This window comes from Micromonospora sp. NPDC050686 (genome assembly GCF_040654475.1).
GTDB lineage: Bacteria > Actinomycetota > Actinomycetes > Mycobacteriales > Micromonosporaceae > Micromonospora.
In genome coordinates this window covers 1-26,478 of record NZ_JBFAID010000060.1, presented here as the reverse complement: position 1 = coordinate 26,478, position 26,478 = coordinate 1, and the positions used below count along the sequence as shown (strand labels likewise).

The window sequence follows — 26,478 nt, the reverse complement described above, 5'->3', positions numbered from 1 at the left end:
GCCGCCAAGGCCACTGGCATCTGGCCCGCCCGGCGACGGCCACGACCCGGCCACCCCCATGGCCAGAGTCCCAGGCGCGGAGGTGCGGTGCTGTACTTCTTCCTCAGCTACGCGAGGGGCGACGAGGACGCACTCGTCCAACGCTTCTACGAAGATCTCAGCGCAGAGGTACGGCTGATCGCCGGTCTGGCCCGCGACGAGCAGGTCGGGTTCGTCGACCGGACCATCCTGCTCGGCGAGCGGTGGCCGCAGCGGCTGGTCGAGGCGCTGGGCAGTTGCCGGTCCTTTCTGGCCCTGATGACCCCGCGGTACTTCCAGAGCAAGGCGTGCGGCCAGGAGTGGCAGCTGTTCGCCGACCGCACCGCCCGGTTCGAGAGCCAGCGCCGGGTGGACACCTCCCTGCTCAAGCCGTTGATGTGGATCCCCGCGCAGCCGGGCCGGATCCACCCGATGGCCCAGCCGCTGCAATATTCGTCGGACAGCCTCGGGGAGCTCTACCAGCGGCTCGGCGTACGGCAGCTGATGCGGCTGCAACGGCACAGCGACGACTACCGCACCTTCCTCTTCGAACTGGCCTCCCAGATCGTGTCCAGTGTGGAGGCCCACCCGTTGCCGGAGCACCACCGTTCGATCGACCTGGAGGCGGTCGCCAGCGCCTTCCACCAGGCGCGGGCCACGGGCCCGGCCGGCCGGGTGACCGCCGGCGGGGCGGACACCACCAGCCCGATGCTGGTGCACTTCATCGTGGCCGCGTCCGACCGGGACGAGATGCGGGGCGTGCGGCAGGACGTCACGGGCTACGGCGACGACCCGTTGCAGTGGGCGCCGTACCGCCCGCCGATGCCCGAGCCGCTGATCGACTACGCCCGGGAGATCGCCGCCGACCACAGCTACCACTCCACAGTGGTGCACATGGACCGGCTGCCCCGCAGCGCCGAGCTGGCCGCCCGGTACAACCAGATCCTGGTGCTGATCGTCGACGCCTGGCTGACCCGCCTGCCGCAGCGGCGGGAGGCGTTGGTGGCGCACGCCTCGGCGGCGCTGCGCGACCAGCAGGCCACCGCCGCCGTGCTCATCCCCAGCAGCCGCGACGACCCCGAGACCCGCGAGCACTGGCAGTCGCTCTCCCGCGCCTGCCGGGAGATCTTCGACGAGCTGACCTCGGACGACGAGCTGTACCGGTCGAACATCATCACCCACCGCGCCTTCGAGGAGGAGCTTCCGGAGGTGCTGGAGGTGGCCCGCAACCGGGTGTTCCGCCGAGGGACGGTGCACCGGCCCCCCGACCGGTCCACGGACACCTCGCCACCCCGTCTCGACGGCCCCTGGGGCGACGAGCCCGGAACGGAGGAGCAGCGTGACGACCAGTGACCCGCACGGCACGAGCACCGGCGGCAGCGAGGGCCGGATCATCACGTTCTACTCGTACAAGGGCGGGACCGGGCGCACCATGGCGCTGGCCAACGTGGCCTGGATCCTCGCCGCCAACGGCTACCGGGTGCTCGCCGTCGACTGGGACCTGGAATCACCCGGCCTGCACAAGTATTTTCACCCGTTCCTGCTGGACAAGGACCTGCGTACCTCCCGCGGCGTGATCGACATGGCCCGGGACTTCGCCGACGCGGCCGTCCGCCCGTCGGCCGAGACGGATGATCCGGACTGGGTCGACGCGGCGTCGGACGTGCTGCGGCACGCGGTGTCGCTGGAGTGGCGCTTCCCCGCGCCGGAGCGGGACGTGACCGGCGGCGCCCGGCCCGTCCGGCCCGGCTACCTCGACCTGCTGCCGGCCGGCCGACAGGACTCGTCGTACACGAAGGCGGTCAGCACCTTCGACTGGCAGGCGTTCTTCGAGAAGCTCGGCGGCAACACCTTCCTCGACGCGCTGGCCGCCAGCATGCGGGACAACTACGACTACGTGCTGATCGACAGCCGGACCGGGGTCAGCGACGGGGCCGGCATCTGCACGGTCCGGCTGCCCGACGTGGTGGTCACCTCGTTCACCCTCAACGAGCAGAGCATCGACGGCGCCGCGGCGGTGGCCCGGTCGATCGTCCGGCAGCGCGGCGACCGGCCGGTGCGGATCCTGCCGGTGCCGATGCGGGTGGACAACGCCGAACAGCTCAAGCTGGAGGCCGGCCGGGACCAGGCACGACGCCGGTTCACCCCGCTGCTGCCCCGCCTCTCGCCCGAGGAGGGCGACCGGTACTGGGGCGAGATCGAGATCCACTACCAGCCCTACTACGCGTACGAGGAGATCCTCGCCGCGTTCGGCGACCGCCCCCACCAGGAGGGCACGCTGCTCGCCGCGTACGAGCGGTTGACCCGCGCGATCACCGAGGGCGCGGTCGACGACCTGCCGCAGTTCGACGACCGGCTCCGCCGGCAGTGGCTGGCCAAGTTCGAGCGGCAGCGGCCCACCGGCGCCGCCCCCGACGTCTTCGTCAGCTACGCGGCCCTCGACCGGGCCTGGGCGGAGTGGATCTGCGACGAGCTGCGCGCCGCCGGCCTGCGCGCCGTGATGCGGGAGGTGGACTTCCCGGCCGACCCGGCGCGCGGCGACCGGGCCGGCGTCGGGTTCTCCGACGCGGCCCGGCTGATCGTGCTGCTGTCCCAGGAATACATGCAGTCGCCGAACGCGGCCGACCTGTGGACCCGGGCGACCAGCCACGACCCCGGCATCGCCAGCGGCTACCTGGTGCCGGTCCGGTTGGACAATTCGCGCGCCCCCGGTCTGTTCCTGGACCGCATCCCCGTCGACCTGGTGGGCCTCACCGAGCAGGAGGCCACCGCCCGGCTGTTGGAGGCGCTGGACCACCCGGCCCGGCCCGCGCCCGAGCAGGGCGACGGCCAGCGGCGCCGCCGCTTCCCCGGCAACGAGCCGCCGGTCTGGCGGGTGCCGCTGCCGCGCAACGTCCAGTTCGTCGGGCGCGGCCCGCTGCTGGAGGAGATGCGGGACTGGCTCTCCACCGCCGAGGCGGAGCACGGGCCGCTGGCGCTGCACGGCCTCGGCGGCGTCGGCAAGAGCCAGATCGCCCTCGAGTACGCCTACCGCTTCCGCGCCGAGTACGACGTCGTCTGGTGGATCTCCGCCCAGCAGCCGAGCGTGCTGCGGCTCGCCCTGGGCGACCTGGCCGACCGGATCGCCGCCGAGACCGACACCATGCTCGGCGGCAACGTCAGCGAGCGCGTGCTGTGGGTCCTCGACGCGCTGCGCCGCGGCCGACCGTACCGGCGCTGGCTGCTCGTCCTGGACAACGCCGACGAGCCCACCGAGCTGCACGACCTGCTGCCGCAGGGCCCCGGGCACGTGCTGGTCACCACCCGCAACCACTCCTGGGCCGCGCAGGCCCGGACGCTGGAGGTGGGCGCGTTCGACCGCACCGAGAGCCTGGCCCTGCTCCGCCGGCGCGCCCACCACCTGCCGATCGGCGACGCCGAGCGGATCGCCACCCGGCTGGGCGACCTACCGCTGGCCATCGAGCAGGCCGGCGCGTGGCTGGCCACCACCGGCGAGTCCCCCGACCAGTACCTCACCCGGGTCCGCCGCTACCTGCCGGACATGCTCGCCAGCGAACTGCCGGCCGACTACCGGCAGACCGGCGCCCAGCCCTGGCTGGTCTCGCTGGACAGCCTGCGTGAACGCAACCCGGCGGCGGCGAAACTGCTGGAGGTCTGCGCCTTCTTCGCCGCCGAGCCGATCCCGATGAGCCTGATCACCGGCCACACGTTCATCAACGTGCTGCTGCCCTACGACCCGTCGCTGCGCGACCCGCTGCTGATGGGGCGGGCGCTGCGCGACGTCGGCCGCTACGCGCTGGCCCGCATCGACAGCGTCCGGGGCGGCGGGCGGCGGCGCGGGCCGGAACGCGCCGACGACGCCGGGCAGACCAGCCTGCGCATGCACCCGCTGGTGCAGGAGCTGATCCGCGAGTCGCTCTCCGACGAGGAGAAGGACGCCAACCGCCGGCACGTGCACGCCATCCTGGCCGCGGCCAACCCCAACGACCCCGACCACCCCGACTACTGGCAGGTCTACGCCGACCTCTGGCCCCACGTGCTGCCGTCCAAGACCCTCACCTCCGACCAGCCGGAGGTGCGGCAGCTGCTGCTGGACGTGGCCCGCTACATGTGGAGCCGGGTCGACTTCGCCGCCTGCGCCGAGCTGGCCGAGCGGGCGATCACGCTGTGGCAGGAGCGGTACGGCCCGGACGACCCGCAGACCCTGCTGATGCGGTTCCACCTGGCCAACGCCCTGCGGCTGGAGGCCCGCTACCAGGCCGCGTACGACATCGACCGGGACGTCCACGACCGGCTGCGCCGCACCCTGGGCGAGGACCACGAATACACCGTGATCGTGGCCGGCAGCCTCGCCGCCGACCTGCGCGCCCTGGGCTCCTTCGAACGTGCCCGGGACCTGGACACCCGCACCGAGGAACTGGCCCGCGAGGTGTTCGACGAGTACCACCCGCGGGCGCTGATCGCGGCACACAACCTGGCCATCTCGCTGCGGCTGGTCGGCGACCTGCGGGAGGCGCTGCGCCTCGACGAGCGCACCCTGGCCCGCCGCCGGGAGAGGCTCGGCCCGATGCACCCGTACACCCTCTTCTCCTACGGCCAGTACGGCCGTGACCTGCGGGACACCGGCGACCTGTTCGAGTCACGCCGGGTGCTCGAGGCGGCGGTGGACGCGCACCGGCAGGTGCTGGGCGAGGAGGACGGCGAGACCCTGCGGGTGTTGAAGAACTACGCGGTGACCCTGCGCAAGCTCGGCGAACTGCAACAGGCGCACGAGCTGAGCTCGAACGTGCTGGTGCGGTCCCGCCGCCGGCACGGGCCGGACCACCCCGACGTGCAGGCCAGCGCGATGAACCTGGCCTGCGACGAGTCGGCCATCGGGGACGACGCGGGGGCGCTGCGCCGGGCCCGGCCGGTGCACCAGTGGTACCGGCAGAACATGGGCGAGGACCACCTGTTCACCCTCGCCTACGCCAACAACCTGGCCATCTTCCTGCGCAAGGCGGGCGAGACGGAGGTGGCCTTCGCGCTCTCCGACGAGGTGGTCGCCCGGTTCACCGAGCGGATCGGCGCGGACCACCCGTACACCCTGGCGGCCAACATCAACCTGGCCAACTGCTGGTTCGACCGGGGCGAGTTCGCCGCGGCCCTGGCCAGCGACCAGGAGACGTACGATCGCGCCCGCCGCATCCTCGGGCCGTCGCACCCGGACACCCTGGCGGTGGCGAACAACCTCGCCACCAGCCTCAGCGTCACCGGGGACCACCGCGGCGCCCGGACGCTGCGCGACGAGGTCATGCCGCTGTTCCGCCGGGTGCTGGGTGAGGACCATCCGAACACCATCGCCCTGGTCGAGGCGAACCGGCTCAACTGCGATCTGGAGCCACCGCCGACGTGACGGACGCCGGCCCGGCCGGGTCGGACCGGTCGCCCGGCGTCGGGTCCGGCCGATGCTCCGGTGCCGGTGCCGGTGCCGGTGCCGGTGCCGATGCCGATGCCGGGACGGGCGCCGGTGCCGGGACGGGCGCCGGGTGGCGCTGCGTCGGCTCGTCCGTCGCCGGCACGCAGCGCACCGGGGCCAGCCAGCGGGCCAGGTCGAGCGGGTCCGCCGCCGCGCCGGTCGCGGCCACCGCGCACAGCACCGCCCGGCACAGTTCCGGGTCGGCGCGCACCGCCGCCTCGGCCGGCGGCAACCGCTGGTCGGCCAGCACCAGCCCGACCCAGGCCGCCAGCCGGTCCGGCTCGCGCCGCACCTGCCGCTGGTACCACGCCCGGGCGGCCAGGTGGTCCCCGGCGGCCAGCGCGAGGTCGCCCGCCGACGCCTGCGGCAGCACGTCGGCGAGGCGCTCGGTGCCGTCGCGCAGCCGGTCGAACCGGTCCGGGTCGGCCAGCCGCAACCGGACCAGGTCCAGCCGGGGGCTGCGGCTCAACCACCGGCCGTCGGCCGGGCGTACGTCGACCCGGACGGTGACCGCCGGGCAGGGCCGCCCCGCCCGCCACGCCCGGGCGAGCCGTTGCACCGGCCCCGGTTCGGGGCGGCGGTTGCGCAGCCGCCACCCCGTCCAGTGGTCCTCGGCGGCCTCCCGGGCCAGCGCGGCCGCCGCCGCGGGCACCGGCTCGTCCCGCCAGCCGTCGATGACGGCGCGTACGCCGCCGACGAACCGGTGGCCGGCCGGGGTCAGCCGCCCGGACGACTCGATGTCCGCGCAGGTCCGGGCCACCCGGTCCCGCCACCGGGCGAACTCCACCTCGGCCAGCCGGGTCCCGCCGTCGGCGAGTACCGTCCGCCGGGTCCGCCAGAACTCGGTGACCGCGACGAAGGCGTACACCCCCTGCAGGGCGGCGCCGAGCGGGCGGGGGTCGTCGCGCCAGGGCGCGTAGTAGTAGCGCCGGTCGTCGGGGTCGTACAGCGGCTCGACGTCGATGGCGGCGCCGAGCTTCGCGTGCTGGAACTCGTGCAGCAGGCCCAGCGCCAGGGCCGGCCCGTCCACCGGCCGGGTCATCGACACCGCGCCGAAGGCGTCCATGCTGGTGACGTTCACCCCGGCACTGGCCGAGTCGGACCGTAACGGCACCACGACCCGCAGCCCCTCGGCGATCGCCTCCGCGTGCCCACGGTGGTGCCGCACCAGGATCGGCCAGGCGTCGTCGAGCAACCGCTGCCAGCGCCGCACCGCCGCCGGGTCGAGCCGGTCGGTCGCGCAGAGCCGGTGGCAGTCCCGGTACGGGTCGAGGTCGTCGAGGCAGACCCGCAGGGTCAGGCCGCCAGCGGTGCTGACCAGCCGGTGCAGCCCCGACCAGCCGTCCGCCTCGACCCCCACACCCGGCGGCTCGTCGGCCGGCGGTGGCACCTCGACCGGCCCGACCCGGATCCGGCCGCCCGCCCGGGACACCGGCACCGGACCGGGGGCGCCGACCCGGGCCCGGCCGAGCGACGGCAGGAAGACGGTGCCGTCCGCCGACGGCACGGTCAGCTCGAAGTCCAGGCCGGCCCGGATCGCCGCCGCGGCGGCCAGCGCGCCGAGATAGCCCAGGTCGGGCCCGACCGGCCCGACCGGCGGGTCGAGACGGGCGGTGGTCCGGCCGGCCGGCGGGCCCAGACCCGCGGTGGTCCGGCCGGCCGGCGGCCCGGCCTCGGCACCGTCGGCGGCGTGCCGCAGCCGGCGCAGGGTCACCGCCAGCCAGGCCCCGGTGTGCGGCAGGGCCAGCACGGCCGGCCCCACCGCCGGGTCGTGGCGCACCGCGGCGGCGAGCAGCGCGAACCATCGGCCGGCCGGTCCCGGACCGGCCAGGTCCAGCACCGCCCGCAACTGGAGCATCCGCTTGCTGAGCTGGCCGGCCCGCAGCGTACGCACGATCTCCGCGTCCGCCGGGCCGGCGGCCAGCGCGTCCAACTCGGCGGGCCGCAGCCGGTGATAGCCGGTCACCGGTCCCGCCCCCGCAGGCCCACCAGGTCGGCCCGGAGCCGGCCCGCCACATGGTCGATGAGCAGCCGCAGGTCCTGGCAGTAGACGGACGGGTTGGCGAAGCTGCCCGCCCGGTACCGGTGCGGGTAGTTGCCACCCCCACAGACCCGGTGCACCGGGCAGGCCCGACAGCCGGCGGCCAGCGCCGACACCCCCGCCTGCCGGGCGGCCACCGCCGGGTGCCGGAGCACCTCGTCGAAGGAGTGCGCGAAGACCGTCAGATCGGTGTCGACCGCACCCGGATAGCTGGACCGCAGGGTGTCCACCTGCTCGTACCCGCCGTCGGTGTTGACCACGACCGCGGCCACCGGGCTCAACCCCAGCGACTCGGTCCGACTGTCCCCACCGAGCAGCAGGTTGATCAGCTCCTCGAAGAGCCGGACCCGGGTGCGCCGCACCGGCGCGTCGTACCAGGCGTCGAAGACCTGGGCCAGCCACCGCCCGTACCCGGTGGCGTCGCCGTCCGCCCGGGCCGGCGGAGTCTCCCAGTTGGCGTGCGGCAGCAGGAAGTCCACCACCGGCGGCCGGTACGCCAGCAGCGCCTCGTAGGTGTCCCGCGGGTCGGCGGCGAGGTCGACCACGCAGAGGATGCCCGCGTACGCCTCGGGGCGGCCGGCGAGCCGGCGCAGCGCCTCGTCGACCTGGTCGAAGCTGCCGCGTCCCGAGGCGTACCGCCGGTGCCGGTCGTTGGCCGTCCGGTCGCCGTCCAGGCTCACCCCGATCCGCACGCCCGCGTCGGCCAGCACGGACAGCGCGGGCCCGTCCAGGCGGGTGCCGTTGGTCTGCACCGTGATCCGGGCCGTGGCGGGCCCGGCCGCCGCCCGCAGCCGGTCGGCCATCCGGGCCAGCGTCGGGGCGCCGACCAGCAACGGCTCGCCCCCGTGCAGCACCACCCGCGCGGTGTCCAGCCCGTGCGTACGGACGTGTTCGCCGATCCGCCGGCAGGTGCGCGCGAACACGTCGGGCGACATCCGGGGCGGGTCGGTACGGGCGCTGCGGTCGGCCAGCTCGTACATGTAGCAGTAGTCGCAGGCCAGATTGCACCGACTGTGGACCTTGAGGATGAACTCGGAGAAGGGCACCGGCCGCGCCGGGGCCGGCCGGTCCGCCACCGCTGCGCCGCGCCCGTCGCCCGACACGGTCACATCGCCGAGTTCCACCCGGCGACCGCGTCGCGCGGGCGGTCGACCTCCTCCAGGATCCGGCGCAGCGAGTAGGCGAACGCCGACTGGTCCAGCTCCGGCAGATCGGCCAGGCTCACGTCGCTGAGGTCCACGAGGACACCCTGGGAGCCGTCTTCGGTCCTATCCATAGTGATCCGTCCACCCGCGAAAGGGACTCGCGCCCGAATGAGCGATGACTTGTGCGGGAGCCGCCGGACCAGAGCCCGTCCCCTACCGCCGAACCCGCCGACGAACCGGGCCATCCTAGCGGCATCGCGCGGATCACGCGGGGGACCGGGCGGGTCATCCGGTTCAACGCTCCAGTGTTGCCGCGGACATTGTCGTCGGCCGCCCGGACACCCGAAATCCAGCGTCCGGACGGGATCCGCCGACCACCGGGTCAGCCGGTGGGGAGGACGAACCCCGACTCGTACGCGGCGATGACCGCCTGGGTCCGGTCACGCACGCCCAGCTTGGCCAGCACGTTGCCGACGTGGGTCTTCACCGTCTCCACCCCGACCACCAGCTCGGCGGCGATCTCCGGGTTGGACAGCCCGGTGGTCATCAGCCGCAGCACCTCGGCCTCCCGCTCGGTGAGCCGGGCCGACCCCAGCCGGTCCCCGCCGCGCCCCCCGTACAGTCCGACGAGCTGCCGGATGGCCGCCGGGAACAGCAGCGACTCGCCGGCCGCCACCACCCGGATCGCCTCCACCACCTCGGCCGGGCGGGCCCGCTTCAGCAGGAACCCGCTCGCCCCGGCGCGCAGCGCCTCGTAGACGTACTCGTCGTTGGCGAACGTGGTGATGACCAGCACCCGCGGCGGGTCGGTGGAGGTGGCGAGCAGCCGGCGGGTGGCCTGGATGCCGTCGATCGCCGGCATCCGTACGTCCATCAGCACCACCCGCGGTCGCAACCGCGCCACCAGCGGCGGCACCTCGGCGCCGTCGGCGGCCTCCCCCACCACCCGCAGATCGGGTTGGGCGTCGACGATCGCCCGCAGCCCGACCCGGATCAGCTCGTCGTCGTCGACGATCAGCACATCGGTGCTCACCGCGACTCCCCTCGGGGCACCGGCAGGCCGACCCGCACCCGCCACCGCCCACCGTCGGGCCCGGCGGTCATCCGGCCGCCGAGCAGCAGCACCCGCTCCCGCATGCCGTCCAGCCCGCGTCCGCCGCCGCCCCGGCCCCCGCCGGCCGCCAACTCGTTCTCCAGCTCGATCTCCAGCCGCGGGTGGTCGCCGTCCGGGGCGCCGGGCTCCGGGTCCGCCGCGACGCCGACCCGCAGGCCCACCGGCCCGCGGCCGTGCCGGGCCGCGTTGGTCAGCGCCTCCTGCACGATCCGGTAGCCCTCGCGGGACACCGCCGGGGGCAGCCCGCCCAGGTCGCCGCTGATCCGGGCGCGCACCGGCAGCCCGGCCGCCTGGGTGTCGTCGACCAGCCGGTCGAGCTGGGCGAGGGTGCGCTGCGGGGCCCGCACCGCCGCCGGCCGGTCCCCCCGCTCGGTCTGCCGGAGCAGGCCGAGTACGTGGTCCAGGTCGTCCATCGCCTGCCGGCTGGTCTCCTCGATCGCGGTGAGCGCCCGGCGGGTGAACTCCGGGTCGTCGTCGAGCAGTTGCCGCGCCGCGCCGGCCTGGAGCGTGGCCACGGTGAGCGCGTGGCCGACCGAGTCGTGCAGCTCGCGGGCCAACCGGTTGCGCTCGGCCAGCCGGGCCGCGCGCGCCTCCAGCGCGGCGATGCGTTCCGCCGGCGCGGGGCCGAGCAGCACCGGCGCCATCGACGCGGCGAGCGCGCCCAGGCCGGCGACCGCGTAGCCGAGGCCGACCAGCAGGACGACTCCGGCGAGCGTCTGCCACGCCGGGTGGCGTCCGGCGAGCGGCCCGAGGGCGTCCCCGGCGCCGGTGTCGAGGCCGAACTGCTGGGCGATGAAGACCAGCGCCATCGGGAAGGCGCTGATCGCGGCGAACAGCACCAGGCCGCCGGTGACCAGGTGCAGGGCGATCCAGAGCGCCGCCCGGACCCGGGTTTCCCGGTCCAGCCGGTAGCCGTCCGCGCGGTCCGGCAGGTCCACCTTCAGCAGCGACCGCGCGGCGGCGATCTCCAGCGACCGGCTGCCGTCCAGGAACACCGGCACGGCGGCGATCACCGCCGCTACCGACAGCAGGCCCACCGCGGTCGGCAGCGGCACCACCGACTTGCCGAACATCTGCGCGAAGGTCGCCGCGAGCAGCGCGTACGGCAGCGCGAGCACCCCGCCCAGCAGCAGGAACACCCCGCGCCGCCAGGTGCTCCCACGCACCAGCGGCCCCAGCACGCCACGAACCGTCACCGCCCCATTCTGCCCCCGCCGCCCACCGCCCCGACTCCCCCACGTCGGGGAGACCCCGGACTCACCGGCGACCGTCAGCGATGGTCCTGCACGTAGCGCGCCGGGTCCTTGTCGGCGAAGGACAGGTCACGGCCGGACTTGTGCTCGCCGTAGTAGGTCAGCCAGCGCGCTCCCAGCTCGGCGCGGAGCTCGACGCTGGCGTGCCGCCGGAAGTCGGGCAACGCCTCGTCCTCCTCCTCGGCCAGGTGTTCGCTGTTCTCCCGGCGGGCCCGCCCGACCGCGGCCCACCACGGCTCCGAGCCGACCGGGTGCCGCTTCGACTCGGCGATGGCGTCCCGGATCTTGTTGTGGTCGCCGATGGCGTCGGCGGTCTCGTCCGCGCCGTCGTCCCCGTGCCGCACCAGGTGCGGATAGAGGATGGCCTCCTCCGCCTCGGCGTGGACGTCCAGGTGCAGGGCGAGGGCCTCCCAGACGGCGCGCAGCTCGGCGTCGTCCCGGGCGTCGTCGAGCCGGGCGAAGCCGCGCCGGAAGGCGGCGTGGTCGTCGAGGATCAGCGCGGTGATGTCGTCCATCGGCTCACTTTCGTCGGAGGCGGGCGCGGATCAGCCTGGGCGCCGCCGCCAGCCCGGTGACCGGTCGGAACCGGCCGGCGGCGTGGCCGAGCGCGGCGTACTGGTCGTCGGTGAGGTCGATCTCCGCGGCGGCGGCGTTGCGTTCCACCTGCTCCACGCCGGACGCGCCGGGGATGGCGACCACGTTGGGGTGCCGGATCAGGTAGGCCAGGGCGATCTGGCTGGGGGTGGCGTCGTGCGCGTCGGCCACCTGCCGCAGGGTGTCGATCAGCGGGGCGCCGCGCTCCAGGTTCTCCGGCAGGAAGTACGGGTTGGCCCGGCGCACCGGCCCGCTCGGCGGGTGCTTCGGGTCGTACCGGCCGGAGAGGAAGCCCTGCGCCAGCGGGCTGTACGCGATGACGATCCGGCCGGCCCGCTCGGCGTACGGAATCAGGGCGTCCTCGGGTTCGCGGTCGACCAGGCTGTAGCGGACCTGGTTGGACAGCACCCGCCGGCCGAGGGCGGCCTCGGCGAACTCCCAGCGGCGCAGGCGGTAGTTGCTCACCCCGACCTCGTCGACCAGGCCGACGTCCTGCAGCACCCGCATGCCCCGCATGGTGGTGGTGTCGGCGACCACCGGGTTGGCCTGGTGCACCTGGTACAGGTCGAGGCGGCGGACGCCGAGCCGGGCGGCGGAGGCGACCGCCCGCTGCTGCACCACCGGGGCGACCGGCAACACCGGGAAGATCTTGCTGGCCACCACCACCTTGTCCCGGTCGTCGCCGAGGGCCGCGCCGAGGATCCGTTCGCTGCGGCCGAAGCCGTACAGCTCGGCGGTGTCGAACAGGGTGATGCCCAGGTCGAGGGCGCGCCGGACGATGTCGGCGGCCCGGCGCTCGTAGTCGGCACCGTAGCCCCACTCCTTGGAACCGAACTGCCAGGTACCGAGGCCGATCTTGGAAACGGGCTTAGGGGTGTCGATCGGGACGAACTGCATGGCCTCGAAGCTACCCAAGCCGACGGGGCTCCGACGGGGATTAGGGTCTTCAGTCGTGACCTACCTCGCCAGCGACGACCGTTACGAATCCATGACCTACCGGCGCAGCGGCCGCAGCGGGCTGCGCCTGCCGGCCATCTCGCTGGGCCTGTGGCACAACTTCGGCCCGGACCGCCCCTTCGAGCGGCAACGGGACATCGTCCGGCGCGCCTTCGACCTCGGGATCACCCACTTCGACCTGGCCAACAACTACGGTCCGCCGCCGGGTTCGGCGGAGGAGAACTTCGGCCGGCTGCTCGCCACCGACCTGCGCCCGTACCGGGACGAGCTGGTGATCTCCAGCAAGGCCGGGTACCTGATGTGGCCCGGCCCGTACGGCGAGTGGGGTTCCCGCAAGTACCTGATCTCGTCGCTGGACCAGTCGCTGCGCCGCCTCGGGCTCGACTACGTCGACGTCTTCTACTCGCACCGGTTCGACCCGGACACCCCGCTGGAGGAGACGATGGGCGCGCTCGACGCGATCGTCCGCTCCGGCAAGGCGCTCTACGTCGGCATCTCGAACTACGACTCGCAGCAGACCGCCCGGGCCGCCGCCATCCTGCGCGAGCTGGGTACGCCGCTGCTGATCAACCAGCCGTCGTACTCGATGTTCAACCGCTGGACCGAGGACGACGGCCTGCTCGACACCCTCGCCGAGGTCGGGGCGGGGTGCATCGCGTACAGCCCGCTGGCGCAGGGCCTGCTCACCGACCGCTACCTGGGCGGCATCCCGGCGGACTCACGGGTACGGACCAGCGTGTTCCTCAACGAGAGCGACCTGAGCGAGGAGCGGTTGGCGACCATCCGGGCGCTGAGCGCGGTGGCCGAGCGGCGCGGGCAGTCGCTGGCCCAGTTGGCGCTGGCCTGGGCGCTGCGGGACGAGCGGATGACCAGCCTGATCATCGGGGCGAGCAGCGTGGCGCAGCTGGAGACGAACGTGGCCGCGCTGGACCGGCTCGACTTCACCGCCGAGGAGCTGGCCGAGATCGACCAGCTCCTCGGCCGGTGAGCGCCGTCACTTGCGGTTCATGTACTGCTGATATTCCTTGATGACGTCGCGGGTGGGGCCGTCCGCCCGGATCAGCCCGGACTCCAGCCAGACCGACCGCTCACAGGTGTCGATGATCGACTGGTTGTTGTGGCTGACCAGGAAGACGGTCCCCGCCTCGGCGCGCAGCTCGCGCACCCGGTCCTCGCTGCGCTTGCGGAACCGGGCGTCGCCGGTGGCCAGCGCCTCGTCGATGAGCAGCACGTCGTGCTTCTTCGCGGCGGCGATGGCGAACCGCAGCCGGGCGGCCATGCCGGACGAGTAGGTGCGCATCGGCAGCGAGGCGAAGTCGCCGCGCTCGTTGATCCCGGAGAACTCGATGATCGAGGGACCCGCCCGGCGGGCCTCGGCCTTGCTCATCCCCATCGCGAGGCAGCCCAGCTCGACGTTGCGCGCGCCGGAGAGGTCGTTCATCAGGGCGGCGTTGACGCCCAGCAGGGACGGCTGGCCGGCGGTGTAGAGCCCGCCCTTCTCGATCGGCAGCAGCCCGGCGATGGCCCGCAGGATGGTGGACTTGCCGGAGCCGTTGCTGCCGATCAGGCCGACCGCCTCGCCCTTGTAGGCGGTGAAGCTGACGCCCTTGATCGCGTGCACCTCACGCAGCCCGGGGGTGCGCTTGCCGGTGAGCATCCGGCTCAGCGCGGCCACCGGGGAGCCGCTGCCCGGCGTGCCGGGGCCCTGCACCCGGTAGACGACGTGCACGTCGTCCACGATCACGGTGGGGATGCGCTGACCGGTCTCGACCGGACGCTCCGCGACCTCAGCCACGCCCATACTCCTGCTCCCCTCGCCAGAAATAGACATACCCGCCGATGCCCACCGCCAGGGACCAGACGGCCGCCAGCAGCCACAGGTGCGACACCGGGGACGACAGCGGCGCGCTCTCCAGCATCGCGTGCCGGATCAGCTCGATGTAGACCAGCATCGGGTTGGCCTCGACGACCACCGCGGCCCACTTGGGCAGGTGCTCGGCGAAGAGCGCCGCGCTGTAGAACACGCCGGAGCCGTACATCCAGGTGCGCATCACGAACGGGATGACCTGCTTGAGGTCGGTGACCTTGCTGCCCAGCCGGGCCAGCCCCATCGCCAGCCCGGCGTTGAAGATCATCTGGAGCGCCAGCGCCGGCAGGATCAGCAGCCACTCGAAGGTCAGCGGCTCGCCGGTGATCAGCACGATGCCGGTCAGCACCACCATCGACGCGGCGATGTTCTGCAGCTCGATCAGCGAGATCGCGATCGGCAGGCAGGCGCGCGGGAAGTGCAGCGCCCGGATCAGCCCCATGTTGCCGGTGATCGAGACCACGCCGGCCTGGGCCACCGTCTGGGTGAACAGGAAGATGAACAGGCCGGTGCAGAGGTAGGCGATGAAGTTCGGAATCGAGTGCCTGGTCGCCAGCACCACGCCGAAGATCAGGTAGTAGACCGCCGCGTTGGTCAGCGGGGTCAGCACCTGCCAGAGCCGGCCCAGCCGGGTCAGGCTGAACGAGGCGGAGACCCGGGCGTTCGCGTACGCCGTGATGAAGTGCCGGTAGGCCCAGAGCTGCCGGGCGTAGGACACGAGTGTCGGTCTCGTGCCGGCGAACCCGAGGCCGTGCCGGGCGGCCAGTTCGGCCGGGGACAGGCCCGCGTCCGGATCGGCGAACGCCGTGTCGGGCATGGAGATGTGCTCCGATCTCTCGGTCCTTCTGGAAGGAGCATCCGTCACTCAGCGTATAGCGGTCACTCGGTTGGAACGGCACCGTCTCAACGCTGCGCCGAATGTAGTCGACGGTACGTCGAGACGCAACGGTACCGTCGTTGCGCTACATTGGGTCGCGTGACCCAGAACAAGCGCGCTCCGGCCGGCGCGGCCGTGCTCCGAGGAGACATCACCTCGGCCCTCCGCGCCGCCGTCATGCAGGAGCTCGCCGAGGTCGGCTACGGACGCCTGTCGATCGAGCGGGTGGCCCGCCGGGCCGGCGTCGGCAAGACCGCGGTCTACCGCCGGTGGGGTTCCAAACTCGCCATGGTCCTGGACATCGTGTCCGAGCTGGCGGTTCACAAGATGCCGCTGCCGGACACCGGCTCGCTCCACGACGACCTGGAGATCCTGCTACAGATCGTGAACCAGGTGCTGCAACACCGGCTGGCCGCCCAGGTCGTCCCCGACCTGCTCGCCGAGGCCGCCCGCAACCCGCAGATCGCCGAGACGCTGCAGGCCGCGCTGCGCGCCAACCAGCGCAACGTGGCCGACCTGATCCTCGGCCGGGCGATCGAGCGCGGCGAGCTCTCCCCCGGGATCGACACCGACGCGGCGGTCGACCTGATCATCGGCCCGCTGTACTGGCGGCTGGCCATCTCGCGCACCCGGCTCCCGTCCGGCTACCTGCCCCGGCTCGCCGCCGTCACCACGGCCGCGCTGCGCTCCGAGCTGATGTCCCCGCCGGTGCCGAAACCGGCGGCGCCGGCCCCGAAACCGGCGGCCCCGGTCGTCGCGCCCGCCACCCCCGCCGACGGCGCCCCCGTCACCGCCTGACCCCGCACCCGACCGCCCCCGCACCCGGACCCGACGCCCAGGAGGCACCGACCATGCTCGCCCCTACGGAGAACACGCCTGCCCGGCCCGAGGCGAAGGTCCTGATCGTCGGCGGTGCCGGCTTCATCGGCAGCACCGTGGCCACCGCCTGCCTGGAGAACGGCATCACCCCGGTGATCCTGGACAACCTGAGCACCGGCCGGGAGGAGTTCACCCGGGACCGGATCTTCTACCCGGGCGACATGGCGGACGCGGCGCTGCTCGACAAGATCTTCGCCGAGCACCCGGACATCCAGGCCGTGGTGCACTGCGCCGCGCTGATCGTGGTGCCCGAGTCGGTGGCGCACCCGCTGCGCTACTACCGGGAGAACGTGGCCAAGTCGCTGGAGCTGGTCGACGGCCTGCTCCGCAACGGTTGCACCCGGCTGCTGTTCAGCTCCTCCGCCGCGATCTACCGCCCGGGTGACGACTTCACCGTCGACGAAAACTCCCCGATCGAGGCGCTCAGCCCGTACGCCCGGAGCAAGGCGATCCTGGAGCAGATGCTCGCCGACTGCGCCCGGGCATACCCGCTGCGGGTGCTGTCGCTGCGCTACTTCAACCCGATCGGCGCCGACCCGCAACTGCGGACCGGGTTGCAGATCGCCGAGCCGACGCACGTGCTGGGCCGGCTCATCGCCACCTCCCGCGGCGAGACGTTCCAGCTCACCGGCACCGACTGGCCCACCCGGGACGGCTCCGGCATCCGCGACTACGTACACGTCTGGGACCTGGCCCGGGCGCACGTGCTGGCCCTGCGCCGGTTCGACGCGGTGCTGCCGGCCGGCGGCGACCCGTACACCGTGATCAACCTGGGCACCGGGGACGGCACCACCGTGCGCGAACTGGTCCACGCCTTCGAGGAGGTCGTCGGCCGGCCGGTCGACGTCCAGGAGACCGCCCGCCGCCCGGGCGACTCCGCCGGCACGTACACCCGCAGCGCCCGAGCCCGCGAACTGCTCGGCTGGGCCCCGACGCACTCCGTCGCCGACGGCATCCGGGACTCGCTGCGCTGGGCCGAACGGCGCGCGGAGGTGCTCGGCCCGCAGCCCACCCCGCCGGCCCCCGCCACGCCCGCCGAGGGCCGGCCGTCCACCCCGGACCGGCCGCCGGCGGCGGGCGCCGTCGCCGCCGGGAGCGGCCCCGCTCCGTGCTAGCTTCTTTCGGTGTTTCCGACAGCGCAGCGGCGGGCCGGAGGATCGGGATGGCGGCCGTGACCCGGCGCCGGGTCGTGGCGGGCGTACGCCGGCGGCTCGGGAACTACGCCCGGCGGCTGCGTGAGGTCACCCCCAAGCGGCTGGCCGACTGGGCGGAACCGGCGACGGTCGGCGGGCGCCCCGGCGAGCTGACCGTGGCCACCGTCGGCGAACTGGCCCGGCACGCGCTCGGCACCCCCGACGCCCCCGGCGTACGCGAACTGCGGGTCGTCGTGGAGCGCTGGCAGGCCCCCCGCCCCGGCTGGTCCGGCCGGCTCGGCCCGCTGCCCGGCCTGCTCGGCCACCAGCTCTCCCTGCCCCGCGCCGGCACCGGCCCGGCCCAGGTCTCGGTGACCCTCGCCGACCCGCTGCCGCCCCACCGGGTCGTCGCCGCCGTGCTCGACACCCTGCGGCCGACCGCCGCGCTGCCCACCCCGGGCGCCGCCGACCTGGCCGTCGACGGCGGCCTGCCCGGCTGGCTCAGCCCCGGCGCGGTGACCCGCGCCCCGGCCGGCCCCGAGCCGGGCGACGCCCCCGTCCGCCCGTACGACCTGCGGCTGCTCCCCGCCGGCGCGGACGTCCCCGCCGAGCCACCGGCCGGCCGGCTCAACGTGCCCGCGGCCCGGCTCACCGGCGACCTGACCGGCGTGACCACCGCGACCGGCGGGCCCCTCGTGCTGGTCGACGCGGGCGCCGCCAACCCGATCGGCCGCAACAAGTACGGCGCGAAGATGCCCACCGGCCGGCTGCTGATCGACGCCGTCGACGGGACACCGCGCTGGCGGATCACCACCGGCGAGCAGACCGTCGTCGCCGGCCGGGTCGGGGACCCGCTCGACGGCCGCCAGTCGGCGGTGCTGCGCGACCTGGGCTCGGTGACCGCGCCGGCCGGCGCCGGCGGTCCGGCGCTCGCCGCCACCGTCGCGCAGCTCGCCATGACCGGGCTGCTGGTGCACGCCCCCGACCTCCCGGCGGAGGTGGCCGAGCTGCTCGGGCCGGAGCTGGCCGGGCTCACCGTCGCCGCCCCACCCGGCCCGGACGCCGACCCGATCGACCGCGAGCTGGCCAGCATCCGGCAGCGCCGGGCCGCGCTGCGCCGACACGCCACCGCGCTGGCCCTGCCCCGGGCCACCGCCGCGTACCCCGCCCTGGCCCGGCCGCCGTCGGTGACCGCGCTGCTGATGACCCGCCGCCCAGAGCGGCTGGTGGTGGCGCTGCGCGACCTGACCGGGCAGACCTACCCCGAGCTGGAGGTCGTGGTCGGCCTGCACGGCGTCGAGCTGCCCCCCGAGGTGGCCGCCGCCGTCGCCGCCTGCCCGCTGCCCGTGCAGGTGGTCACCGTCGCCGGTGACGTCTGCTTCGGCGAGGCGCTCGCCGAGATCACCCGGTACGCCCGGGGCACCCTGGTCACCAAGGTCGACGACGACGACCGGTACGGCGTGGAACACGTCTGGGACCTGGTCCTGGCCCGGCACTACTCCGGCGCCACCGTGGTCGGCAAGGGCGCCGAGTTCGTCTACCTGGAACCCCGCGACCTCACCGTGCGCCGCCGGATGGCCAGCGAGTTCTACGACGACGTGGTGGCCGGCGGCACCATGCTGCTGTCCCGGGGTGACCTGGAGGCGGCCGGCGGCTGGCGGCCGGTGAACCGGTCGATCGACCGGGCCCTGCTGGACCGGGTGCTCGACGCCGGCGGCCTGGTGTACCGCACCCACGGGTTCGGGTTCCTCTACACCCGGCACGGCGAGGGGCACACCTGGGATCCCGGCCTGGACTACTTCGTACAGAACCCGCTGCGGCAGTGGACCGGACTGCCGCCCCACGAGACGTTCGGAACCGCATGACCCCCACCCCCCGCGTGCACCGCAACGACTGGTCGACGCTGACCGTGCCCGCCCTCGGGCAGTGGCGGCCCGAGCTGACGGTCAGCGTGATCATCCCGGCCTACGACTGCCAGCCGAGCCTGGACCTCACCCTCGCCTCGCTGAGCCGGCAGACCTACCCGGAGGACCTGCTGGAGGTGGTGGTCGTCGACGACGGTTCGACGCCGCCGATCGAGCTGCCCCCGGTACGCCCGAAGCACACCCGCCTGGTCCGCGCCGGCGACCACTCGACCGGCTGGGGCCGGGCGAACGCCCTGCACGTCGGCGCCACGGTCAGCACCGGCGCGGTGCTGCACTGGCTGGACGCCGACATGGTGGCGTACCCGGAGCACGTCGAGGCCCAGCTGCGCTGGCACCACCAGGTGCCGTACGCGGTGACCCTGGGCTACAAGCGCTTCGTGGACACCCGGCCGGGCGCACCCGACTGGCCGACCCCGGCGGGCGTGCTGGAGCACTGGGAGCAGGGCACGCCACAGTCTCTCTTCGACACCGCCGGCGAGCCGCACGACTACGTCGAGCGGTACATCGACCGGACCGACAAGCTACGCGCCGCCGACCACCTGGCCTTCGCCATCCACGTCGGAGCGACCGCGGCACTGCGCCGCGAGCTGTACGAGGCGTGCGGCGGCCTGGACACCGAGCTGCGGCTCGGCGAGGACACCGAGCTGGGCTACCGGCTCGCCCAGGCCGGCGCGCTGTTCGTGCCCGAGCCGCTGGCCGGCAGCTGGCACCTCGGCCCGACCCACGTGATGCGGGCCCGCGAGCAGGTGCAGCGGTACAACAAGCCCTACCTCGCCGACCGGATGCCGTACCCACGCTGGCTGCGCAAGGTCGGCGCGACCGCCTGGTCGGTGCCGCTGGTCGACGTGGTGCTGGAGGTCGGCGACGAGCCGCTGGAACGGGTCCGTACCGCGGTGGACGCGATCCTCGGCGGGGACGAGCCCGACCTGGTGGTCAACCTGGTCGGGCCGTGGGACCAGCTGCCCGACGGCCGGCGGCGGGTGCTCGCCGACCCGCGCCTGGACCTGCGCCTGATCGCCGAGACGTACCGCGGCGACCCGCGGGTGCGGCTGGTCACCTCGGTCCCGGCCAGCCCGTTCCCGGCCGCGTACCGGCTGGAGGTGCCGCCCACCCACGGGCTCGGGCCGCACGCCGTGGGCCGGCTGGTGGAGCTCGCCGACCGGGACCAGCTGGGCCTGGTCGAGCTGCGTCCCTCGGGCGCCGACGACGGCCCGGCCACCCGGCTGTGGCGTACCGCCGCGCTGGGCCGGGTGGACCGGATCGGCGCCGGCGGCGAGCCGCTGGCCGACGTGGTCACCGAGGTGCACGGCGCGCGCCGGGTCCCCGCCGAGATGGTCGGGGTGGTGGACCTGGCCGGGGTCGAGCCGCGCCAGCTCGCCGAGGGGATCCGCATGATCGCCGACCCGGCCCTGGGCGGTGCCCGGTGGGTGCCCAGCGCGGTCGAGGTGGCCGGCATGCGCTCGCTGGCCAAGGCCACCATGCTGGTCGGCACGCTCGCCAGCCGGCGGCTCTCCGCCCGGGTGCAGCACCGCCTCAAGCGACGCCCGCTGCCCCCGGCCCGGCGCACCGACGACGAGCCGACCGGGGTGGAGGACGCGCAGCCGTGACGCCGACCCTCTCCGTGGTGGTACCGGTGTACGCCGTGGAGCAGTTCCTGCCGGCCTGCCTGGACTCGCTGCTCGCCGAGCCGACCACCGAGCTGGAGATCGTGGCGGTCGACGACCGCTCGCCGGACGGCAGCCCGGCGCTGCTCGACGCGTACGCCGAGCGGGACCGCCGGGTGCGGGTGCTGCACCTGGCCGAGAACGCCGGCCTCAGCGGCGCCCGCAACGCGGGCCTGGCCCGGGCCCGCGGGCGGTACGTCTGGTTCGTCGACGCCGACGACTGGGTGCCGGCGGGCTCGGTGGGGGCGGTGCTGGCCCGGCTGGCCGAGACCGGGCCAGACGTGCTGGTGGTGAACCACCAGGAGGTCTTCGACGACGGCCGGGTGCTGCCCGGCAGCCCGCCCGGCGCGCTGGACCGCCCGCCCGCGCCGATCAGCCTGGCGGACCGGCCGGCGCTGCTGCGGCTGGCCCAGTCGGCGTGCACCAAGGTGGTCCAGCGGCGGCTGCTGGACCGGATCGGCCTGCGCTTCGCCCCCGGCTGGTACGAGGACGTCTCGTACAGCCACGCGCTGCTGCTGGCGGCGGCCAGCATCGACCTGTTCGACCGGGTCTGCTACTGCTACCGCCAGCGGGGCGACGTCGGGGCGATCACCAAGACGCCCAGCCGCCGGCACTTCGAGGTCTTCGACCAGTACGAGCGGGTCTTCGACCTGGTGGACGGGGCGGCGCCGCGGTACGACCGGTTCCGCGCCGACCTGTTCCGCGTCATGATCGACCATTACCTGGTCATCGTCGGCAACGAGCGCCGGGTGCCGCCGGACCTGCGGGAGTCCTTCTTCCACCGGATGGCCCGCGACTACCGGCGGCGGTTGCCGGCCGGCGGTTACCCGCTGCCCGGGGGCGTGGCCGGCCTGAAGCACCGGCTGGTCGCCCGGGACGACTGGCGGGCGTACGCCGGGCTGCGGGCCGTCTACCGCCGGCTGGGCCGGGGCGGCTGACCCTCGACGGCCCGGTCCGGCGTCCGTCCGACCCGGACGGGAGGGTGACCACGCAGCGAAGACCGCCGGCCGGCGCGGCGGCGACGGTGCCCGGTCAGGGGCGACGGAGCCGGACGATGACCCGGCGGGCGAGGTTGCGGGCGCGGCGGGCGGGCGAGCCGGCCGGGGCCTCGCCGGGCTGGTACGAGTGCGGGGTGGCCAGGGTGGCCCGGATCCGCTCCTCGTCCAACTCCTCGCCGAGGAAACCGAACAGCTCCCGGATGTTGTCCAGGCTGTCGTCGATCCGGTCGAAGTGGAAGTGGAAGTGCCGGTCGTCCGCCGGCACCTGGTTGAACCGGGTGTCGGCGGCCTGGATCCGTTCCAACGCCTTGGGATTCTGCGCCCACCAGGCGCTCTTCGCCACGTCGGCGGGGAGCCGGTGATTGAAGATGATCTTCGACTGCGGGAAGGCCGTGCGCAGGAAGTCCAGGTAGCCGCTCAGGTCCTTGATGTGCTCTGCGGTGTACCGGATCTCCTTGAAGCCCAGCACCCGGTCCCCCGGCTCGGGGCGCAGCACGTGCCCGACGAACGCGTCGAGCAGCGCCCGCCGGTAGGCGTCCGGCCGCCAGCGGTCCGCGCCGTACCACGGGTCCCCGGTGGACCAGCCGTTCTCCGCCCGCTTCGGGTACGCCTCCCGGATCGCCGTGCACGCCTGGTAGAGCCCGTACAGCGAGTTGTCGTTCTCGCCCCGGATCCGGTAGCCGGGAATGGTGTTGAGCAGCCCCATCAGCAGTGTCGACCCGGATCGCCCGTAGGTGACCACGAAAACGTAGCGGTACTGACGGCTGTCGTCGGCCCGGCGGCTCAGCCGGGACGCCAGGGGTGCGCGCAACGGGTTCTCCACGTCGAGAATCGGTCCGCCCGGCAGCTGACTCCGGGCGGGACCCGGGCGACTCTACCCCAGTGCCGGGCCGCCGCCCCGCCGGGTGAAGCCTGCTCCGCTTCGCCGAGCGGGCCCGGTCTATCCTGTCAGCGAAGTTGCCACCGTCGGTCGCGCTCCTCGCCCGAGGGCCCGCCGCCGCCGGGCCGCCGGTGACGTCACCACCCTTTTCCGTCAGATACGAACAGGGCCCGGTCCGGGCACAGGACCCGGGGGCCGGCCCAAGAGGGGGACCCCACCCGATGGAAGATGCCAGCCCTGACCGGGCCATGTCCGTGGTGCTCCTGCGCGACGGACGCTGGCCCGATCTGCCCGGGGTCTGCTGCTGGCGCAACACGTTCCGGTCGGCGTTCACGGCCGCCGGGGCGAGCGTGACCGAGACGACCTGGCAGCCGCCGCCCAAGCCGCAGCCGAAGCGCCCCGCGCCGCCGCAGCAGCCGAAGCTGGCCTGGCTGGCCCCGTCGCTGCGGCAGCCGCTGGTGAAGGCGTACCGCCGGTCCCGCCGGGCCGTGCAGCAGCAGCGCCGCCCGGCCCCCGTCCCGGTGGCGGCGCCCGCGCCGCCGCAGCCGGTGCCCGGCCTGGCGGGCGCCGCGCTGATCGTGGCGGAGTCACCGCGCGCCGCCGCGGCCGCGCTGGCCGGCGGCGCGCCGGGCCGGCTGATCTGGTCACTGGCCCTGCCGGCCGAGCGGATCATTCAGGGCGCCGAGTCGGGGTACGCCGACGAACTGGACGCCGTCGCCGGCAAGATCGGCGGTTTCATCACCGACAGCGAACTGGCCCGGGAGTCGGTCGAGCGGGGCACGGTGAGCGCCCGCCCACGGGTCGTGGTGCTGCCGCCGCTGGCCGCCGATCGGCCCTGCCCGGACTGCGCGGGCGCGGCCGAGGACGAGCTCCCCGACGACGTGGCCCCCGAGGCGGAGGAACTGGCGCTGTGGCGCCGGCTGCTGGGGCCCGCCGCGCCGTCCGCGCGGGAGGAGATGCCGTACTCCTTCGCCGCCGCCCGGTTGCGCGGCACGGACGCGGCCTGGGCCCCGGCGAACCGGCTCGGCTGGGACCAGGAGGCCAAGAGCATCCCGATGCCGGGCCTGCCGGAGACCTTCCCGACCGAGTGGACGGCGCAGGCGCAGGAGCGGGGGGCCCGGGAGGTGCTGGCGGCGACCCTGCCGCAGGGCCCGGCGCAGCCGGACCGCACGCTGGACACGATGATCTCGGGGTACGACCTGAAGTTCATCCGCGAGCTGGCACACCGCCTGGACGCCCGCACCGACCTGGACATCACCCTCGACGACTGGCCCCGGGTCTCGATGAAGACCGACCGCACCGAGCAGCTCGCCGACACCTCGGACGTGATCATCGCGGAGTGGGCGCGGCCCAGCGCCGCCTGGTTCGCCGAGCGCAAGAAGCCCAACCAGTTCCTGGTGGTCCGGCTGCACCGCTTCGAGCTGGACGCGCCGTACCCGGCGATGATCGACATCGACAAGGTCGACGCGGTCGTGCACGTCTCCCCGCCGATCGGCCGGCGGATCCGCAACGAGATCGGCTGGCCGCAGGAGAAACTGGTCTACATCCCCAACTTCCTCGACGGGGACTGGGTCGACCGCCCCAAGCTGCCCGAGGCCCGGTTCAACATCGGCTTCGTCGGCATGGAGTGGGCCAACAAGCGGTTCGACCTGGCCCTGGACCTGCTGGCCGAGGTACGCCGGCAGGACCGCCGGTTCACCATGTTCGTCCGCTCCCTGCCGCCGTGGCAGAACGAGTACGTCTGGCCGAAGGCCGAGGAACGCGAGTACGTGGGCTGGTGCCAGGAGCGCATCGAACGCGACCCGCTGCTGCGCGGCGCGGTGGTCTTCGACGCCCCCGGCCGGGACATGGGCCGCTGGTACCGCAAGGTCGGCAACATCCTGTCCATGAGCGACATCGAGAGCTTCCACCTCGGCCTGGCCGAGGGCATGGCCTCCGGCGCGGCGCCGGTGATCCGGCCGTGGCCCGGCGCGCGGGACATCTACGACAACCGGTGGATCCCCGACTCGGTGCCGGACGCCGCCGCCGCGGTGCTGGCCAACGCCGACCCCGAGGTCTGGGCGGAGCGGTCCGCCGCGGCCCGGGCCGAGATGCGCGAGAAGGTCAACCCGACCGCGGTGATCGACGCCTGGGCGGCGCTGCTACACGGTGACGTGGCCCGGGCCCGCAGCTACTTCGCCGGCTACAGCACGAGCTGAGCGGCGGACGAGCACCCTGGAACGGGCGGCCTCGGCGGTGCGCGCCGAGACCGCCCGTTCCCTTGTTTCGCAATAGTTTGCGCTCTTGATTCGAATCGTTCACGCGGCCATATAATGCCCGCAGCCCGCAGACTCCCAACTCATTCCCAGGAGCGCCGATGCAGAGCACCGACGAGCGGCACGGCGCGGCGGCCCCACCGGGCCCCCGCTCGGCACGGCAGGGCCTCGCGGCGCTCGGCCGGCAGCTGGGCCAGCCGGCCGCGGTGATCCTCGTGGCGGTCGTGACCGCCGTGGCCGCGATCGCGATCGGTGCCGCCGGCGCCGGCGACGCCAACACGGTGCTGCTGGTGGTGCTGATCGGGCTGGTGGTGATCGCCATCCTCCGCTCCAACCGCCAGCACCGGTACAACCTGTGGCGGCTCAGCCAGCTCGTCGAGTCCGGCCGTGACCACCTCGACCAGCGGCTGCGGGCCCACGACCAGCAACTGCGCACCCAGTTCGACCAGCGGCTGACCGAGCACTTCGGCAAGGAGCGCAAGGCCGCCGACGCCGGCGTCGAACGGCTGGCCAAGGCCGTCGACCGCTGCGAGGAGCGCGGCAAGCGGGCCTCCCGGCAGGAGAACGCCAACGCGTACCACGGGGTGGAGGCGCTGCTCAACCTCTACGCGATGATCCCGGTCGGCAACCGGATCCCCCCGATGCGCGGCTGGGCGGCCTCGCCGGACGTGCTGCTGGTGCTGGTGAGCATCCTGCGCGACGAGCGCCCGAAGCTGGTGGTCGAGTGCGGCAGCGGGCTCTCCACGCTCTGGTCCGCCCTGGCCATGCGCCAGTTCGGCATCGACGGCAAGGTGGTCGCCCTGGAGCACGACGAGGAGTACGCCCGGCGCACCGTCGCCCTGCTCAACGCGCACGGGGTGGCGGACCTGGCCGAGGTGCGGCACGCGCCGCTGGAGCCGATCGAGGTGGGCGGCGAGACCTACCGCTGGTACGCCGCCGACGCCTGGCGGGACCTGGACCGCATCGGGCTGCTCTTCGTGGACGGTCCGCCCGCGGACACCGGCCCGCACGCCCGCTTCCCCGCCATGCCGCTGCTCGGCGACCGGCTCGCCGACGACGCCGTGGTGGTGCTCGACGACCTGATCCGCAAGGACGAGCAGGAGGTGGTCCAGCTCTGGCGCGAGGCGGCACCGGCGATCACCGAGGAGCGGCTGAAGCTGGAGAAGGACGCCTCGGTGCTGCGCACCACCACCCCCGGCACCTGGACGACCACCGAACCCCGCACCGGCCAGCCGGTCGGCTGAGGCGCAAGGAGGGGCCCCTGTCAACGCATTCTGTATAGGCGGGGGCCCCGCTCAACCGCCCGGGTACGCGAAACGAATCGGCGTTGTCGCCGAAGTGGTTTCGGACGTCCTGCTCGACGGCGTCGGCCAGCCGGGTACGCCGGTCGTACATGGTGAGCAGAATCGTCGAGACCTCC

General features: G+C 74.0%; 20 protein-coding genes and 1 pseudogene. 10 read left to right on the top strand and 11 right to left on the bottom strand.

From position 1 onward, the window contains the following. Window positions 1–87: 87 nt before the first annotated feature. Together AB0H57_RS27885 and fxsT are read left to right on the top strand one after the other, a co-directional pair. Window positions 88–1,371 carry a TIR-like protein FxsC gene (locus AB0H57_RS27885; protein ID WP_357511469.1) on the top strand — a complete coding sequence of 428 codons (1,284 nt, stop codon included), beginning with the start codon at window positions 88–90 and terminating at the stop codon, window positions 1,369–1,371. Next, the gene (fxsT, locus tag AB0H57_RS27880) at window positions 1,358–5,413 is read left to right on the top strand and encodes an FxSxx-COOH system tetratricopeptide repeat protein (RefSeq protein ID WP_357511467.1); all 4,056 of its coding nucleotides are present in this window, start codon (window positions 1,358–1,360) and stop codon (window positions 5,411–5,413) included. Before AB0H57_RS27885 ends, fxsT begins: the two co-directional genes overlap by 14 nt. On the opposite strand, the gene AB0H57_RS27875 is transcribed toward fxsT, so the two are convergent. From AB0H57_RS27875 to AB0H57_RS27845, 7 genes are all read right to left on the bottom strand, one after another. After that, window positions 5,382–7,442 carry an HEXXH motif-containing putative peptide modification protein gene (locus tag AB0H57_RS27875; protein ID WP_357511465.1) on the bottom strand — a complete coding sequence of 687 codons (2,061 nt, stop codon included), beginning with the start codon at window positions 7,440–7,442 and terminating at the stop codon, window positions 5,382–5,384. The two genes, fxsT and AB0H57_RS27875, sit on opposite strands and share 32 nt — an antisense overlap. Next, on the bottom strand, window positions 7,439–8,641 hold the full coding sequence (locus AB0H57_RS27870) for an FxsB family cyclophane-forming radical SAM/SPASM peptide maturase (RefSeq protein ID WP_357511463.1): 1,203 nt from the start codon (window positions 8,639–8,641) through the stop codon (window positions 7,439–7,441). Before AB0H57_RS27870 ends, AB0H57_RS27875 begins: the two co-directional genes overlap by 4 nt. After that, complete coding sequence (gene fxsA, locus AB0H57_RS27865) at window positions 8,623–8,757, bottom strand: FxSxx-COOH cyclophane-containing RiPP peptide (RefSeq protein ID WP_357511461.1); 135 nt, start codon at window positions 8,755–8,757, stop codon at window positions 8,623–8,625. Before fxsA ends, AB0H57_RS27870 begins: the two co-directional genes overlap by 19 nt. Window positions 8,758–9,044: 287 nt before the next feature. Continuing rightward, window positions 9,045–9,695, bottom strand: a complete 651-nt coding sequence (locus AB0H57_RS27860) for a response regulator transcription factor (protein ID WP_357511459.1) — start codon at window positions 9,693–9,695, stop codon at window positions 9,045–9,047. Further along, window positions 9,692–10,972 carry a histidine kinase gene (locus tag AB0H57_RS27855; RefSeq protein ID WP_357511457.1) on the bottom strand — a complete coding sequence of 427 codons (1,281 nt, stop codon included), beginning with the start codon at window positions 10,970–10,972 and terminating at the stop codon, window positions 9,692–9,694. The genes AB0H57_RS27860 and AB0H57_RS27855 overlap by 4 nt, the downstream gene beginning before the upstream one ends. A 74-nt stretch (window positions 10,973–11,046) precedes the next feature. After that, window positions 11,047–11,544 carry a hemerythrin domain-containing protein gene (locus AB0H57_RS27850; protein ID WP_357511456.1) on the bottom strand — a complete coding sequence of 166 codons (498 nt, stop codon included), beginning with the start codon at window positions 11,542–11,544 and terminating at the stop codon, window positions 11,047–11,049. A gap of 4 nt (window positions 11,545–11,548) precedes the next feature. Further along, window positions 11,549–12,520: an aldo/keto reductase gene (locus AB0H57_RS27845; RefSeq protein WP_357511454.1), complete on the bottom strand. Its 972-nt coding sequence runs from the start codon at window positions 12,518–12,520 to the stop codon at window positions 11,549–11,551. On the opposite strand from AB0H57_RS27845, the gene mgrA reads away from it, so the two are divergent. After that, window positions 12,519–13,568: an L-glyceraldehyde 3-phosphate reductase gene (gene mgrA / locus AB0H57_RS27840; RefSeq protein ID WP_357511452.1), complete on the top strand. Its 1,050-nt coding sequence runs from the start codon at window positions 12,519–12,521 to the stop codon at window positions 13,566–13,568. The two genes, AB0H57_RS27845 and mgrA, sit on opposite strands and share 2 nt — an antisense overlap. Window positions 13,569–13,574: 6 nt before the next feature. On the opposite strand, the gene AB0H57_RS27835 is transcribed toward mgrA, so the two are convergent. Together AB0H57_RS27835 and AB0H57_RS27830 are read right to left on the bottom strand one after the other, a co-directional pair. Beyond that, window positions 13,575–14,381 (bottom strand): ABC transporter ATP-binding protein, encoded by an 807-nt coding sequence (locus AB0H57_RS27835; protein ID WP_357511450.1) that lies wholly within the window; start codon window positions 14,379–14,381, stop codon window positions 13,575–13,577. Continuing rightward, a complete protein-coding gene (locus AB0H57_RS27830) occupies window positions 14,368–15,264 on the bottom strand; it encodes an ABC transporter permease (RefSeq protein WP_357511448.1) in 897 nt (298 codons plus the stop codon). The genes AB0H57_RS27835 and AB0H57_RS27830 overlap by 14 nt, the downstream gene beginning before the upstream one ends. 195 nt (window positions 15,265–15,459) lie before the next feature. On the opposite strand from AB0H57_RS27830, the gene AB0H57_RS27825 reads away from it, so the two are divergent. From AB0H57_RS27825 to AB0H57_RS27805, 5 genes are read left to right on the top strand one after another with little or no spacing between them, the layout of a single operon-like run. Then, complete coding sequence (locus AB0H57_RS27825) at window positions 15,460–16,122, top strand: TetR/AcrR family transcriptional regulator (protein ID WP_357511493.1); 663 nt, start codon at window positions 15,460–15,462, stop codon at window positions 16,120–16,122. Between the two features lie 53 nt (window positions 16,123–16,175). Then, entirely contained in the window at window positions 16,176–17,318 is a 1,143-nt protein-coding gene (galE, locus tag AB0H57_RS27820; RefSeq protein ID WP_357511446.1) for a UDP-glucose 4-epimerase GalE, read from the top strand. 47 nt (window positions 17,319–17,365) lie between these two features. Next, complete coding sequence (locus AB0H57_RS27815; RefSeq protein WP_357511444.1) at window positions 17,366–19,201, top strand: hypothetical protein; 1,836 nt, start codon at window positions 17,366–17,368, stop codon at window positions 19,199–19,201. Next, window positions 19,198–20,868: a glycosyltransferase gene (locus AB0H57_RS27810; RefSeq protein ID WP_357511442.1), complete on the top strand. Its 1,671-nt coding sequence runs from the start codon at window positions 19,198–19,200 to the stop codon at window positions 20,866–20,868. Before AB0H57_RS27815 ends, AB0H57_RS27810 begins: the two co-directional genes overlap by 4 nt. Next, window positions 20,865–21,863: a glycosyltransferase gene (locus AB0H57_RS27805; protein ID WP_357511440.1), complete on the top strand. Its 999-nt coding sequence runs from the start codon at window positions 20,865–20,867 to the stop codon at window positions 21,861–21,863. The genes AB0H57_RS27810 and AB0H57_RS27805 overlap by 4 nt, the downstream gene beginning before the upstream one ends. Window positions 21,864–21,957: 94 nt before the next feature. On the opposite strand, the gene AB0H57_RS27800 is transcribed toward AB0H57_RS27805, so the two are convergent. Next, a complete protein-coding gene (locus AB0H57_RS27800) occupies window positions 21,958–22,734 on the bottom strand; it encodes a sulfotransferase (protein ID WP_357511438.1) in 777 nt (258 codons plus the stop codon). A 317-nt stretch (window positions 22,735–23,051) separates the two neighbouring features. Here AB0H57_RS27800 and AB0H57_RS27795 point away from each other — a divergent pair, with 317 nt between their 5' ends. Both AB0H57_RS27795 and AB0H57_RS27790 read left to right on the top strand, forming a co-directional pair. Next, a complete protein-coding gene (locus AB0H57_RS27795) occupies window positions 23,052–25,001 on the top strand; it encodes a hypothetical protein (RefSeq protein WP_357511436.1) in 1,950 nt (649 codons plus the stop codon). 158 nt (window positions 25,002–25,159) lie between these two features. Next, window positions 25,160–26,302, top strand: a complete 1,143-nt coding sequence (locus AB0H57_RS27790; protein WP_357511434.1) for a class I SAM-dependent methyltransferase — start codon at window positions 25,160–25,162, stop codon at window positions 26,300–26,302. Window positions 26,303–26,387: 85 nt separating this feature from the next. On the opposite strand, the pseudogene AB0H57_RS27785 reads toward AB0H57_RS27790, so the two are convergent. Beyond that, window positions 26,388–26,478 (bottom strand): annotated as a pseudogene (locus tag AB0H57_RS27785) (ParA family protein); the annotation flags it as partial.